Origin of the sequence: Microbacterium endophyticum, from assembly GCF_011047135.1 — a bacterium.
Classification (GTDB): Bacteria; Actinomycetota; Actinomycetes; order Actinomycetales; family Microbacteriaceae; genus Microbacterium; species Microbacterium endophyticum.
Genome location: NZ_CP049255.1, coordinates 2,594,743 through 2,609,461 on the forward strand (window position 1 = coordinate 2,594,743; position 14,719 = coordinate 2,609,461).

Annotated in this window: 11 protein-coding genes; 4 read left to right on the forward strand and 7 right to left on the reverse strand. The window is 62.0% G+C overall.

Annotated features, from left to right (window positions below):
* Positions 1-11 precede the first annotated feature (11 nt).
* Together G6N83_RS12120 and G6N83_RS12125 are read right to left on the reverse strand one after the other, a co-directional pair.
* Entirely contained in the window at positions 12-1,451 is a 1,440-nt protein-coding gene (locus G6N83_RS12120) for an aminopeptidase P family protein (protein WP_165142395.1), read from the reverse strand.
* 47 nt (positions 1,452-1,498) lie between these two features.
* Positions 1,499-2,515, reverse strand: coding sequence for an endonuclease/exonuclease/phosphatase family protein (locus G6N83_RS12125; protein WP_165142397.1), 1,017 nt, complete (start codon positions 2,513-2,515; stop codon positions 1,499-1,501).
* A 67-nt stretch (positions 2,516-2,582) separates the two neighbouring features.
* Between G6N83_RS12125 and G6N83_RS12130 the strand changes: the two genes are divergently transcribed.
* Positions 2,583-3,452, forward strand: a complete 870-nt coding sequence (locus tag G6N83_RS12130; protein ID WP_165142399.1) for a PHP domain-containing protein — start codon at positions 2,583-2,585, stop codon at positions 3,450-3,452.
* A 35-nt stretch (positions 3,453-3,487) separates the two neighbouring features.
* Here the strand turns inward: G6N83_RS12130 and G6N83_RS12135 are convergent, their stop codons facing one another.
* Together G6N83_RS12135 and G6N83_RS12140 are read right to left on the reverse strand one after the other, a co-directional pair.
* Complete coding sequence (locus tag G6N83_RS12135; RefSeq protein WP_165142401.1) at positions 3,488-3,904, reverse strand: SHOCT domain-containing protein; 417 nt, start codon at positions 3,902-3,904, stop codon at positions 3,488-3,490.
* 78 nt (positions 3,905-3,982) lie between these two features.
* Positions 3,983-5,413 carry a DEAD/DEAH box helicase gene (locus G6N83_RS12140; RefSeq protein WP_165142403.1) on the reverse strand — a complete coding sequence of 477 codons (1,431 nt, stop codon included), beginning with the start codon at positions 5,411-5,413 and terminating at the stop codon, positions 3,983-3,985.
* A 154-nt stretch (positions 5,414-5,567) separates the two neighbouring features.
* Here G6N83_RS12140 and G6N83_RS12145 point away from each other — a divergent pair, with 154 nt between their 5' ends.
* A complete protein-coding gene (locus G6N83_RS12145) occupies positions 5,568-6,284 on the forward strand; it encodes a ferritin-like fold-containing protein (RefSeq protein ID WP_165143453.1) in 717 nt (238 codons plus the stop codon).
* 10 nt (positions 6,285-6,294) lie between these two features.
* On the opposite strand, the gene G6N83_RS12150 is transcribed toward G6N83_RS12145, so the two are convergent.
* Together G6N83_RS12150 and G6N83_RS12155 are read right to left on the reverse strand one after the other, a co-directional pair.
* Positions 6,295-6,585: a hypothetical protein gene (locus G6N83_RS12150; protein WP_165142405.1), complete on the reverse strand. Its 291-nt coding sequence runs from the start codon at positions 6,583-6,585 to the stop codon at positions 6,295-6,297.
* A gap of 33 nt (positions 6,586-6,618) precedes the next feature.
* The gene (locus tag G6N83_RS12155) at positions 6,619-6,843 is read right to left on the reverse strand and encodes a DUF3107 domain-containing protein (RefSeq protein WP_165142407.1); all 225 of its coding nucleotides are present in this window, start codon (positions 6,841-6,843) and stop codon (positions 6,619-6,621) included.
* Between the two features lie 141 nt (positions 6,844-6,984).
* Here G6N83_RS12155 and G6N83_RS12160 point away from each other — a divergent pair, with 141 nt between their 5' ends.
* Together G6N83_RS12160 and G6N83_RS12165 are read left to right on the forward strand one after the other, a co-directional pair.
* Complete coding sequence (locus G6N83_RS12160) at positions 6,985-10,095, forward strand: ATP-dependent helicase (protein WP_165142409.1); 3,111 nt, start codon at positions 6,985-6,987, stop codon at positions 10,093-10,095.
* On the forward strand, positions 10,092-13,427 hold the full coding sequence (locus G6N83_RS12165) for a UvrD-helicase domain-containing protein (RefSeq protein WP_277601908.1): 3,336 nt from the start codon (positions 10,092-10,094) through the stop codon (positions 13,425-13,427). Before G6N83_RS12160 ends, G6N83_RS12165 begins: the two co-directional genes overlap by 4 nt.
* Before the next feature lie 6 nt (positions 13,428-13,433).
* Here G6N83_RS12165 and G6N83_RS12170 read toward each other — a convergent pair whose 3' ends face one another.
* Positions 13,434-14,675 carry a phosphotransferase gene (locus G6N83_RS12170; protein WP_165142411.1) on the reverse strand — a complete coding sequence of 414 codons (1,242 nt, stop codon included), beginning with the start codon at positions 14,673-14,675 and terminating at the stop codon, positions 13,434-13,436.
* Between the last annotated feature and the right edge of the window lie 44 nt (positions 14,676-14,719).

The following is a 14,719-nucleotide window of genomic DNA, read 5'->3' on the forward strand; positions in this document are numbered from 1 at the left end:
GTTCCTCAGCGCTAGCTCGCGAGACGCGCAATCCACTGCTCGATTTCATCAGCAGTGCGGGGCATATCGCCCGAGAGGTTGATGGCGCCCTGGTCGGTCAAAAGAATGTCGTCCTCGATGCGAACACCGATGCCACGAAATTCTTCCGGAACAGTCAGATCATCGATCTGAAAGTAGAGGCCGGGTTCGATCGTGAACACCATTCCCGGCAGCAATACGCCGTCGTAGTACATCTCTCGGCGCGCTGCGGCGCAGTCATGCACATCGATTCCCAGGTGGTGGCTCGTGCCGTGCACCATATACCGGCGGTGCTGACCACCTGAGTCCGCATCGAGGGCTTCCTCCGCGGTCACGGGGAGCAGGCCCCACTCGGCGACTCGCTGGGCGATAACGCTCATTGCGGTGTTGTGGAGGTCGCGAAATTTCACGCCAGGGGCGGCGATGGCGAATGCCGCATCGGCCGCCTCGCGCACGGCTTCATATACTTTTCGCTGCACGGCGCTGAACGTTCCGTTGACAGGCAGGGTGCGGGTGATATCTGCCGTGTAGAGGCTGTCGACCTCCACACCGGCGTCGATCAGGATTAGATCACCCGGCGAAACCGCGCCGTCGTTGCGCGTCCAGTGCAGATAGCAGGCGTGAGGTCCGGATGCGGCAATCGTGTCGTACCCTTCGCCGTTCCCGTCGCTGCGAGCGCGACGATGGAAAACACCCTCGACTACCCTCTCACCGCGGGGGTGAGCCGCGATGGAGGGCAGCTCGCGCACGATGTCGTCGAAGCCCGCCGCAGTCGTGTTGACCGCGAGCTGAAGCTGCTGGATCTCGAATTCATCTTTGATCAGCCGAAGCTCCGAAACGAACTGCGTGAGCTCGGCGTTCTCCTCAACGACCACGTCGCCGGGACCTGACGTGAAGTCCGCAATATGCGCTGTTGCGATGTTGAGGTCTTCCGCAACCTCTGAAAGAGAAGGGCGCGGTCCAATCCAGAACTCTCCCACGGTCGAATCAGCGTAGAACTCGGTGGTGTTGCGATCAGCTCGCTCCCGGAAATAGAGCGTGACGTCGTGGCCGTCACCGTTGGGGTCGAACACCAGCACGGCGCCGGGTTCGGTGTCGCTGGCCCACCCCGTCAAGTGCGAGAACGCTGAGTGGGCGCGGAAGGGGTAGTCGGTGTCATTGCTGCGCTGTTTCAATTCGCCGGCAGGCACGACGACGCGTCGACCTATGAACGCTTCGGATACCGCGGAACGTCGGCGCGCGGCGAAAGCCGCCTGTGCACGGGCAGTCACATGAGTGGAGGTGCGTTCCGCCCATCCGGTTGAGATCGTTGTGAGAAACCCCTGCGGAAAGGGCTGGCGCCGGTTGGTGGTCCCGGCTTCGGGCTGAGCATCGGAGGCTGCCTCGGGCGTCGGTGCGGATGCAATCGTGTCGCTATCGCCTGTGGTTGTCATTCCACAATTCTCGCACTTCGCGAATGAACCGACGCTGATTGCAGCGATTACTCCGACGGCTCTAGCTGAACGACGAGCGGCCGGTGATCGCTTCCCGCATCGTCGAGTGACTGCAGGACAACAGATCCTGTCGCAGTCCATCCGGAGCTCACCATGACGTGATCGATTGGCGCGCCGAGGAGCGCCGGGAGAGCTGTGGACCACGTTCCAACGGCACCATTTCCGGTGATTGCCGCGGTGTCGGTGCACTGACCCAAATCGCCGCCATCGACTCCGAGACCCGACATGTGATCGAGTGTTGCGTTGAAATCGCCCGCCATGATCACGTTTGCATCGTTCGCACACTGATCAGCCAGCCACTGCAAATCGTCGCGCCACTGCGCCATATAGTCCTCGCGCGGCGCGACTGCGTGTGCCGCCACAACGATCGGCCCGTCGCCGTCGGTGGGCATCGCTACCGCGCTGGGAAGAGTAGAGGTATTGCTCGTTCCGTCGGCCGATGACTCGATGACGGAATAGTCGCCGAGGTCAGGGGAAATCAAGATCGTGGTGGACTCCGCATCCCACTCGCCAGATTGAGTGTGATGTGCCCACATCGGGTGGCCAAGCTCACCCATGGTGACTGCGACCTCGGTACCGGTCTCGATCGTCGTTTCGGGGAGCGTGACGATATCCGCCTCCATCGCGACTGCCGCCTGTGCGATTGTTTCGGCAGAAGTTGCCGCGCCCGCTGTGTTCCAGGTCATCACTCGAACGCTGGTGTCGGTCTGATCGGGGAGCGTCTGCGATCCGAGACCCCGCGAGGTCAGGATCGCACCATTGACAACAGCTCCGGCTAGAAAAACCACCGCCAGCGACAAGGCGAGCGCGCGGATTGGCCGAATGACCGCGAAGACAAGTCCGATGACGAAGAGCGCGGCAAAACCGACCACAATCAGCGCTCGGAACGAAACAACCTGGGCGATGGGGAGGTCACGTTCGAGGCGAAAGAACTGGGGCCAGGAGATCACCGCCACAGCAATCGCGCCGAGCACGGTGAGGAGGAGTCCGAACAGGCGCAGCACGACGGCGACTCTACGGTAGGAGGCTGAGAGATCGGCGGATGCCGGCGGCTCGGACTACGCTCAAAGGATGGCTGAGCAGGAGCAATTTCGCGGACCAAGCGATCTTCACCTCCACTCGCTGCGATCGGACGGCACTGATTCTCCCGCCGCAGTCATGTCCGCCGCGTTTCGACAGGGAATCCGCACGGCGGCTCTGACAGATCACGACACCACCGCCGGATGGTCCGAGGCCGCTGACGCCGCTCGAGAGCTGGGAATGACGTTCGTGCCCGGCATGGAACTGAGCACCAGGCAGCAGGGACGCAGCGTTCATCTGCTGGCTTATCTGTTCGATCCCACGAATGCTGATCTCGCCTCCGAAATGGTTCGTATTCGCGACTCCCGAATGGGGCGAGCGGCCGCGATCGTCGCGAACATCGGGCGCGATTACGACCTGACGTGGGAAGACGTTGTTGCTCAGACGTTCGACGGTGCGACGGTGGGTCGTCCCCACATCGCTGACGCTCTCGTGTCCAGGGGACTTGCGTCAGATCGAAGTGCTGCATTCGACGGCATACTTCACCCCCGCGCGGGGTATTACATCCCGCACTACGCGCCATCGATAGAAGATGCCGTGAAACTCGTCGTCTCAGCGGGCGGCGTGCCGATCATCGCGCATCCGACGCCAGCGGGGCGTGACCGAATGATGCCGGTGCCCGTGCTCGAGTCTCTGATCGCTGTGGGTCTCGCCGGTTTCGAAATTGATCATCGTGAAAACACCGAAGAGGGTAAGCAAGTGCTTCGAAGGCTGAGTAGTCAGCACGACCTGATCGTCACGGGCTCAAGCGACTACCACGGGTGGGGAAAACCAAACGTGCCAGGGGAGAACACGACGGCGGATGCAGCGGTAACGCGCATCATCAGCAGCGCACGAGGAAGCGCCCCCTTCTACCCGTAGGTCGATGAGGGCGCTTCGGTCGCGGAATCGAGTGTTCAGCTCAGCGCTTTCGCCTTGAGCTGATCGAACTCGCTCGCGGTGATGGCACCGGAATCGAGCATTTCCTTCGCTTTTGCGATCTCCTGGGTCGGGCTCGTGCCCGCGACCTTCTTGATGTAAGAGTCTTGCGCGTCCTGAAACTGCTTTGCTTGAGCGGCACTACGTGCGCTCATACCGCCGCCGCGGACGATGAGGTAGACCAGCGGGCCCAGGAACATGAAAAAGACGATGGCGAGGAGCCAGAGTGCCTTGAATCCACCAGAAAGTGTGTTGTCCCGAAAAATGTCGGTGATGATCGCGAAGATCGCGAAGATGTAGCCCACAAAGATGATGATCGACAGGAACCACCAGATGAGGTCGCCGAACGATCCCCAAAATCCCTGATACTCAACTGTCTGCGCGAATACGTGCACGAGTGTGCCCTTCTAGAGTGAGTCCGATGTCACTCCCCGGCGACATCGGACTCACTCTAGCGGTGACCTGAAATCGCGCTAGACGTTTGTTCCCGCGTTATCTGCGGGGCGTGGTCCCCGGCGGCGGCGGCGACGGCGCGGGGCCGCGTTACCATCGTGGTGTTCGCTACCGCCGCCATCGTGCGTTCCGGCGCCTTCAGCTGCGCGGACTTCGCTCGACGCGGCTTCTGGTTTGGTCGCCGAGTCCGGGCGGCGTCGGCGCTGCTCGCCACCGCGAGAAGCCGGCGCTTTGCTTGCAGCCTTAGCACTCGAAGCCTTGGGTGCCGTCGAGAGGCGACCCTTGGTGCCCTCGGGGATGTTGAGATCCGAGTAGAGGTGCGGGCTCGATGAATACGTTTCGGTAGGTTCGGGCTGGCCAAACTCCAAAGCACGGTTGATCAGGGCCCACTTATGCAGGTCTTCCCAATCCACGAAAGTCACGGCGATTCCGGTGCGCCCGGCGCGCCCGGTGCGGCCAGCGCGGTGGAGGTAAGTCTTCTCGTCATCGGGAATCGTGTGGTTGATGACGTGCGTCACATCATCAACGTCAATACCGCGGGCGGCTACGTCAGTTGCGATGAGCACATCTCGCTTACCGGCCTTGAACGCAGCCATCGAGCGCTCGCGGGCTTCCTGGCTCATGTCGCCATGCACAGCTCCGGCATTGAAGCCGCGGTCGCTGAGCTCGTCGACAAGACGCTGTGCCGCGCGCTTCGTGCGCGTGAAGATCACTGACTTTCCGCGGCCTTCGGCCTGCAGCATCCGCGCAATCACTTCATCTTTGTCGAGGGAGTGAGCGCGATATACGAGATGGCGAATGTTCGCCTGGGTGAGGCCCTCGTCGGGGTCGCTGGCGCGCATGTGAATCGGGTTCGACATGAAGCGGCGAGCGAGCGTGATGATGAGGCCGGGCATGGTCGCGCTGAACAACTGGGTGTGGCGCACTGCCGGAACCTTCTGGAAGATCTTCTCGATGTCGGGAAGGAAACCGAGGTCGAGCATCTTGTCTGCCTCGTCGAGCACGACTTCTGTCGCATTCGACAGATCGAGAAGGCGCTGGTTTGCGAGGTCAATGAGTCGACCCGGGGTGCCAACGACGATCTGTGCACCTGCGCGCAACTGGTCGATCTGGCCTTCGTACGCCTTGCCGCCGTAGATAGCAACGACGCTCGTAGGCCGATTCTGCGTGAGCATCGCCATGTCTTCGAAAACCTGAACTGCAAGCTCGCGGGTCGGAACAACGATCAGAGCTTTCACTCCGGGTTCGGGGTCGGGACCGAGACGCTGTACAACGGGGATGCCGAAGCCGAATGTCTTGCCAGTGCCAGTTTTGGCCTGGCCGATGATGTCTTGCCCGGGGAGTCCGAGCGGAATTGTCTGTTCTTGAATCGGAAAGGCATCCACGATGCCCTTCGATGCGAGAGCGTCGACGATGTCTTGATCGACGCCGAGCTCGGCGAAAGTCGTCACTATATGAACCTGTCTGGTGAGTGGCGGCGTGAGACGCCGCCGATGCGGATCCACGCCTTTCACTCAACCAGAGGCGCGGGGGCCCCGATCCGTTGCCGGGACATCCCCACGATAGCGGAGGGGACTGAGGATGCCCTGGCTCTATGCTGGGGGCGTGTTCGAATGGTTTCGACGGCGACGCCGTCCTGTGCGCAACCTCCGGCTTCGCACCCGAGATGAGCTCCAGGCTGCGCGGAAGGTTGACTTCGCCGCGCTCGCGCCCGATATCGATACATATTTGGGTCAAGCGGCCTATCTGCAGCTCGGATACGTCGAAACCCTGAGTGAACTCATCGCGGCGACGCCCGAGCTATCACAGAAGGAGTCGCTGTCACGCGCGGCCGGTGCAGCGCTCCGAAAGCACGGTGAGCTTGTTGGACTCATCCGGGACCGAGGCGACGACCCGACGGCTCTCATGCTTCCGTTTCGTGAGCAACTAGACACATTCCGTCGTGCGACTCACGGCAGTAGGCCGCAAGAGACGATGCTCTCGGTACACCTGACGGCGGGTCTGCTCGACGACTTCTACCGAACTCTTGCGGCGGGATATGGGGATACCGGTCGACGCGTTGCCCGAATCCTCGGTCAAGACAGTGACCGCGATGCTCTCGTTGAGATATTGACGTCGACGATCGCGAGCAGCGACGAGTGGGCTTCTCTGCTCGGGCTGTGGGGACGACGGCTTGTTGGCGACACCCTCTTGATCGCGCGCGCCGCGCTTCGACCGCACGTACTCGAGGTCGAGGAGCAAGAAAAACAGGTCGAGCCAGTTTTCACCGAAATCATGGGCATACATGCTCGGCGCATGGAAGCCATGGGACTCGCGTCTTAACCCGTGCGGCTCAGACGAGCTTGAGACTCTTCTTGACTCGCTCGTCGCGGGCACGACGGACCCGCGTCAGCAAAACTGTGGCCGAAAAGACCACTGCCGCTGGGATCACCACGGCTGCCGCCCATAGCCAAATACTCGCTGTTGTGAGGCCGAGAGCGGTGAGCGCAAGCCACACGACTCCGCCCGTTACAGCGCCGAGGAGCGGAACGAGTGCTGCGCCGCGCACGTCACGGCCTGGCAGCGCATAGTGGGCAACAAGACCCAGTGCTGCGCCAAAAATGAACGCGAGGAGAATTTCCACGGGTAGCTACTCTCTTCGAGTGCCTGGTGTGACCTACGCCACGAAGCCGACGCGGCGAGACTCTTCCGTGCCGAATTCGACGAAGGCGAGACTCGCCGTCGGGACCATGTACGAGTTGCCCTTGACATCGGTGAATGACACGTGGGTTGCGCCGTCGTCAAGCGCAGTCGAAACCGAGCTCTTCACTTTCTCGGCCGGTTCATTGGTCTCGAAGTTCAGTTCGCGGCCGGTGTTTGCGATGCCGATGCGGATCTCCACAGTCTCTCCCTCTCTCTTGCCCGAAGGCGCACCACGACTCTACGACACGAGTGGGCGCGGACTGCGCGGGTACTGAACGCTGTTGGCGAACGCGGGACCGCTCTGCGCCGATGTCGGCGTTGAACGATACCGTTATCGACGATGGCTGATAGTTCTCACTCCGACGCCTCGCGGCACGTCTCTGAACAGCGCGAGATCATTGATGCCGACCACGGAGCATCCTTCGTTGTCGTGGGCGCACCCGGTACCGGCAAGACTGCGACAGTCGTGGCGCGCGTTGCTGCGCTTGTCGCGCGGGGAGTGAGCGCCGACTCGATTGTCGTGCTGACGCCCACACGCTCGGCAGCCACGGCGCTTCGCGACGAGCTCGGGCTCGCCGTAGGCACGGCAACGTCGGGGCCGCTCGCGCGGTCTGTCGCCTCGTTTGCGTATGGACTTGTGCGCGCAGCTGAAGTGGCGGCCGGCCGAGAGAGCCCGCAGCTGCTCACCGGTGGTGACGAGGATCAAATTATTCGCGATCTTCTCGACGGAGACGCCGAAGACGAACAAGATCACGGGTCACGTTGGCCGGTCGAACTCAGCCCTGACGTGCGATCGACGACCGGTTTTCGCAGCGAGGTTCGTGCCTTCATTGCGGAGTGCACGACGCTGGGAATCGACCCGCGCAGCTTGAGAGATTGGGCTGAGAAACGTGATATCTCGGCGTGGGCTGCCATGTCGTCGTTCATGGAGGAGTATCTGCAGGTTCGAGCGCGGATGCGCGGAGCTTATCGCGATGCCGCGACGTTGATTCGAGAGGCGATTCCGCTGGTTCGTGCGGGCGCCGCCGCTCATCTCGGCGTTGTGGTTTTCGACGATGCCCAAGAACTCACGCGCGGCGGCATTGAACTGGCAGAAGCGCTTTTCGAGCGAGGAGTGCCTGTGACGGCGTTTGGCGACCCCGACGTCGGGTCGGGTGCATTCCGTGGAGCGACACCAGAGAACTTCGCACGCCTCACAGCGTCGCTTGGGAGCTTGCACGTACTGCGCATCCAACACCGAGGAACTCCCGCGCAGACTGATCTTGTGCGCCGCGTTACGCAGCATATCGGCGCGGTCGGCGTCGTCGATCACCGCAGTGCTCCGGTAAATGCGGGCGCCGACGGCAGTGTGCGTTCGCGCCTCGCTCGTTCCCCGGGCGAAGAGCTCGACATGATCGCGCGGGCGTTGCGAGAACGGCACGTTCATGACGGCATCCCGTGGTCACAGTGCGCTGTGATTGCTCACGATGGTCGTCAGGTTGCGCAGCTAGAAGCAGAGCTTGTCGCACGAGAGGTTCCAGCGCATGCGAGCGGTCCGGGATCTACCCTGGGTGCGCTGCGACCCGTTCGTGATTTGTTGCGAGTCGTGTCGCTTGCCGTCGATGAAACTGCCTGGGAACTGTCGGCAGTCGAAGATGCGCTCCAAGGCGCCGGTATGGATCCCATCGAGTTGCGACGGCTCCGCTCGGCACTTCGCCACACGGAGCTTTCCGAGGGCGGAATCCGCCCCGCGCGAGAACTTTTGATGTCAGCGATGCGGAACCCGATCGAGTTCGTGCTGCTGGACACGCGAGAAGGCCGGCGTGCCGCACGAGTCGCAGAGACCATCACGCTTTTGGCAGAGCAACGAGTCGGTGGCGCGAGCGCGCATGAGCTCCTGTGGACCGCGTGGGAGCGCAGCGGCAACGAGCGGACATGGCATGAAGCCTCTCGAGGAACGGGTCCACTTGCTGCTGCTGCCAACCGCGACCTTGATGCCATCGTTTCTTTGTTCCAAGCGGCCAAGAGATTCGGTGAACGGCTTCCCGACGCTGAGGCGCTCGATTTCGTCCGCAGCGTGAGCGATAGCGACGTCGCAGAGGACCGGCTCGAAACGTCGCTCTCACGCGACGCGGTACGAGTACTTACTCCAGCCGCAGCAGCATCCACTGAATTTGACACAGTGATTGTCGCGGGAGTGCAAGAGGGCGTGTGGCCGAACACGCGCTTGCGTGGCAGTGCCCTCGACACCTGGCGGCTCGCCGCAGCTCAGGACGGCGCGGCGGGCGCCGACGACACCATCGATCGCCGGCGCAGCGCGATGCACGATGAACTGCGGCTGTTTGTACGGGCGATTTCACGCGCACGGCGCCGACTCATGATCACGGCTGTCGACGATGACGACAATGGACCGAGCGTGATCTTCGATCTTCTTCCACCTCCGGAGCCTCTGGCTGCCGGGTCAGAGCACCCGTTGACACTGCGAGGACTCGTTGCTGCACATCGCCGCACGCTTACCGATCACCGGAGCGCACCCGGCGCGCGCATGGGTGCCGCCGAGCAGCTTGCACTTCTTGCTGACGCTGGAGTCGCGGGTGCATCGCCTGATTCTTGGTACACGGGACTCTTTCCGACGTCGACCAGTCCGCTTCGCGATGTGTCGCGCGAAGATATTCGCGTCTCGCCCTCACTCATGCACACGATCGAAGAGTGTGAACTCAACTGGGTGATCGGTGACCTGGGTGGCGATCCCGGCGGAGCTGTTGCGGGCCTCGGAACGATAATTCATGCCGCGCTCGAGACCGCCGATTCGATCTCTGAAGAGAGCATGATGCGTGTTGTCAACTCGCGGTGGGGTGAGTTGGAGTTCGAATCGCCCTGGCGGGATCGTGCGGAACGGGCGCGCGCGGGCGATCTCGTGCGGCGACTGCATCTCTATCTTCGAAAATTCGAAGCAGAAGGAGGCAGGCTCGTCGAAGCGGAACCGCACTTCGAAGTGCCGCTGCCGCTCACCGGTCTCGAGCGTGAGCCTGGAACCAGCGACCAGCATGGCGTGATCTTGAGTGGGTATATCGATCGAGTCGAGCAGCGCGCCGATGGCGCCGTCGAAATCGTGGACTTGAAAACGGGAAAGAGTGAGCCGCAGACCGATGCGAAAGTCGCCGGCAACGCACAACTCGCGGCCTACCAACTGGCCTTTGCAACCGGTGTGATCCCGGGAACTGCCGGGCTGCCGTCGGGCGGGGCGAAGCTGCTCGTCTTGACTCCGAGCGCGGCCTCGCGCGACTTCGTCACACCGCATCAGGCCCCCCTATCCGCCGAAGAGCGATCGGCCTTCATCGAGCGAGTGCAGGCCGCGGCATCCGTCATGCAAGGCGTGAGCTTTACCGCGCCGTACGAGCAGCACTGCCGAGACGAGCACTCGTTTGGCCTCTGCCGCATTCACACCATCAGCGCGGTGAGTTCGTCGTGACCAGCTCAAAAGAGCGTTCCACCACCGTGCAGCCGACCATCTCGGCTCATGCGATTGCTGCAGCGCTTGGACAGTTTCCGCCGACCGACGAGCAAGTCGCGGTTATCGAGTCGCCGCTATCTCCCGCGCTGGTCGTTGCGGGCGCCGGAAGCGGCAAGACCGAAACGATGGCCTCTCGTGTCGTGTGGCTCGTCGCAAATGGCCTTGTGGCGCGCGACGAAATACTGGGCTTGACGTTCACGCGTAAAGCGGCGGGGGAGTTATCCGAGCGAATCCATCGCAGGTTGACGCGGCTCGACGACTTTGGCCGTCACGGACTGCTTCCGCGGCTTGGTGAGCTTCACTCGTCGGGCATGCTCCAGGTCTTTTCGGGATTTGAAAGCACAGGAGATGAGGCGGCAAGATTTCAAGCGCTCGCAGACCTGCAGCAGCGGTTCCAGACCAACACTGAAACTTCGGTAGCGGTGGACCTTCTTTCGCGCCCTACCGTGTCGACCTACAACAGCTTCGCGGATGCGATCGTGCGCGAACACGCAGTGCGTGCAGGCCGCGATCCTGAGGCAGTGGTGCTTTCGGAGTCAGCAGCGTGGCTAATGATGCGCCGAACGCTACTTTCGAGCGACGACTCCCGACTTGAAGAGCGATCAGAGTCACTGCGGTCGATCGTCGATGCGGCGCTTCGCATTGCGCGCGACGGCGTAGACAACGGCGCGGACTTCGACAGCGTCGATGCGTATGCACGAGAGTTCTCCTCCGTGCGTGAGCGGCCCTCCACTAACGCGCGAACGACCGTCTACGCCGACATCGCCGAAGCTGAGCGAAGAGTATCGGCGCTTCCGCTCTTGACAGCTCTGGCGCGCGATTATGCAGCATTGAAACAGCGAAATGGTGTCATTGATTTTTCTGACCAGGTTGCAGGCGCGCTTGATTTGGTCGGCGCATACCCCGCGACAGCGGCAGAGATCCGATCGAGGTACCGCGTCGTGCTCCTCGACGAATACCAAGACACATCCGTTGCGCAGACCGAGTTGCTCGCTACGTTGTTTCGTGGCGGAGCTGTCATGGCTGTTGGTGATCCGCACCAGGCGATTTACGGGTGGAGAGGAGCTAGCGCCGGAAATCTAGGCGGATTTTCACACGCATTTGGACGGTCAGGCGACGCTCAAAACGAAGAAGCGTGCAGGGTCTCAACGTTCTCATTGCTGACGAGTTGGCGAAACGGGTCGGACATATTGAAAGTGGCGAACGCGCTCCTTGAGCCACTCGCTGCGAGGTCGCCCGTGTCAGTCGGTGAGCTTCAGCCCCGATCCGGGGCGCCGCTGGGCGAAGTCCAGATCGCACTTGATTCCGATATCGACTCCGAGGCCGATCGCGTCGCTGCTTGGTTTGCAGGAATGCGCGCAGGAGGAAAAACGCCCAAGACCTCGGCTGTGTTGTTTCGAAGTAAGCGTCACATGACGCGCTTTGCCGATGCTCTCGGCGCCTACGGCGTCCCGCATCGAATTCTGGGGCTCGGTGGTTTGCTCTCCACACCCGAAGTGGTTGACGTGGTCTCTGCGCTTCGAGTTGTCTGCGAGCCGACAGCAGGATCCGCCTTGATTCGGTTGCTCGCTGGCCCGCGGTGGTCGATTGGCCTCTCAGACCTCCGCGCGCTCGCGAGCCTCGCGCGTCGCCTTGCGACGCATGATGCCGCACTCCGTCCGCTCTCGCAGAGCGTGAGTGATGGTCTCCGTAACTCGAGCGACGGAGATCGGGGCACTCTTGCCGACGCGCTGGACTTTATAGCGAGGCACCGTGACGATCACCGTTGGCTGGAGGGTTTCACGCCTCTCGCTCGTGAGCGTCTTCGGGATGCCGGCGCCACATTTGCCGGTCTTCGCCGCGCTGCAGATGCGCCAATTCCTGAGCTCATACGGCTTATCGAGATCGAACTCAGGCTCGACATCGAGCTCGCCGCGAACGAAACGCGAGGGCCTGCCCGCATCGCCTCCGCGCAATTGCGCGCATTCCTCGCAGAGGTCCATGGGTTTCTTGCAGCTGATGAATCTGGCTCGATCCCGAGCCTCTTGGCGTGGCTCGAGCATGCCGAGCAGGTGGACGAGTTCGCGCCGCGGACCGAACCGCCCGAATCTGATGTCGTCCAATTGCTCACGATTCACGGGTCTAAAGGACTCGAATGGGATGCTGTCGCCGTCGTTCGTATGGTCGAAGACGAACTGCCAACTGCCGCGAAAGATACCAAGGGGTGGCTCACGTTTGGAGTTTTGCCTTACGATTTTCGCGGTGATGTGGACTGGCTACCGATGTTCGCGTGGCGGAGCGCAGAGACTCAGCAGGATCTGAAAGCTGCGCTTGAAGCCAGCGTCGATGCTCATCGGAACCGGCAACTCGATGAAGACCGAAGGCTTGCATATGTCGCTGTGACACGCGCGCGAGACCGCTTATTGCTTACCGGTTCGGCCTGGTCAGGAACAAAGCGCCCTCGGAGGGCAAGTCGTTTTCTCGAGGAGGCGGCGCACGTTCTCGACATGCAGTTCGACGTGCAGGACCCAGGAGATGATCCATACGCCGATGAGCGTCGCACCTTGAGCTGGCCACTCGATGCGCTTGGTTCCCGGGCTGAGCGTGTTGTTGCCGCGGCAGATCTCGTCGAACAAGCGCGAGTCTCGATTCGTGCTGCTCCTACGCGAGACCTCGCTCTGCTGCTGGCCGAGAGAGACGCGCTCAGCGCTCCCGCCGTGGTGGGTCGCGCACCAACGCGTATCCCGGCGTCGCGGTACAAAGAATTCGTGCACGACTACGCGGGCGCGGTCGCTGCGATTGAACGACCGCTGCCAGAACGTCCATACCGCCAGACGAGACGGGGCACGCTTTTCCATGCGTGGGTCGAGCAGCGATCCGGCCGGTCCAGCTCAGGTGGTTCACTCGATGATGCGCTGTGGGAGGTCGAAGACGGTGAGCAGAGTGCCGATGCCGGCGATGCGACCGCGCTTGCGGAGTTGCAGCGACGCTTCGAAGCATCGGAGTGGGGCAGTCGTCAGCCTATTGCCGTCGAAACTGAGATTGACTTCACGTTTGTCGGACTCGACGAGCGACCGCACATCGCTATTTGCAAGATCGACGCGGTTTACGTGCGCGAAGACCGTGGTAATCGAATTGAGATTGTCGATTGGAAGACGGGCGCGCCCCCGCGAACCGCGGCTGAGAAAGAGGCAAGGATGCTTCAAATCGAGCTTTATCGTCGTGCCTACAATGCCAAATACGGGGTACCGATGGATGACATTGACGTTGCGCTCTATTACGTCGCGCACGACATCGTTGTTCGCGGATGAAGCGGGTCAGTCGCTCTGACCCCATCGACGAAGAGCTGCAGCAGAAGCGCGTGCTGCTTCTTGTTCCTCATCAGTGAGAGCCTCATTTGTCGCGGCCATGGCAGTCCACGCCCCGAGGTCGATTGGCGCCGTATCAGCGGATGCTCCGGCAGCGTCGCGCAGCGGTTCCTCTTGATCCGCAGCAAGATATGCCGAGAGCTTTTCCGGATCGTAGGCGTCAGTTTGCATCGAGGTGCTCGAGGCTTCTGATGTTGATGGGTTCGCTGTCGACGGCACATGTGCGAGGAGCGCTATCGCATCATCTACGCCTGTCGCACGTGGGACAAAGTCATCGCCCTCGGTGCCCTCGGCGAGCGATACCAGGAGGTCTTGAGCGTCAGAAACGATATCTTCTCTATCGCTATCGACGCCGTGAACGAGCCAGCGTGCAAATTCCAGTTCGGCGTAGAGCCGCGCACGCTCATTGAGCATGGCATCGGGGGAGCGGCGAACTGCGTTCAGATAAGCGTCGGTCACATCTGCTGCGGCGGTCGGAGCACCGGCGAGCCATCGGAGATCGCTCGCGGGATCGCCCACACTCAGTTCGTGCCAGTCGAGGATTGCACCGACGCGCGGCTCCAGGTCATCGTCGATGAAAACGAAAGAAGAAGCATCAGCGCTGCCGAGGATCACGGCAGGTTCGAACCGCCAGAGAGTATCGGCTTCAATCGCTCGGTGCCAGCGATCGCGCAATGCGTCAGGGATGCGCCCAGTCGCGATTGCGCGTTCGACGAGCCGGCGCACATCTGCCCGAACGTGCTCGGGCGGCCGCACTGGTAAGCCTTCATCGCGGACGATCGAAACGGGCAAACCGTGGATAGCAGCGATTGCCGCGCCGATCGAGCGCGCGGCACCGGGGCCGGCTGGCACGTCGGCTGCAGTGAGGCGGTATCCGTCGAGAAAGTCGACGACGAGAACGCGCGCATCGGCAATTTCTGCGTCGCCGAGAACCTCGGGTGCGCGAAATGGCAGCAGCGCTCGCACACCTGGACTCAGAGCGCGCAGCGCTCGTGCACTCGTCGTCAGTTCGTGCGCGGCGTCCGCGTCTACGGGAGCACGTACAACGACGCGATTCCCGTCGGAGAGGTCGACGACGGCTGAGTCGAAACGCCCAGAGTTCCCCTCGCTGAGGGCGCCGACACGAACGACCTCCGCGTGAGGCAGTGCTGCTGTAACAGCCGCGGCTAGAGTGAAGGAAGAGCGTCCCATGCCCCCAGGTTAGGTCGGGCGTCACGCCGCGCGCTCGCGCCACG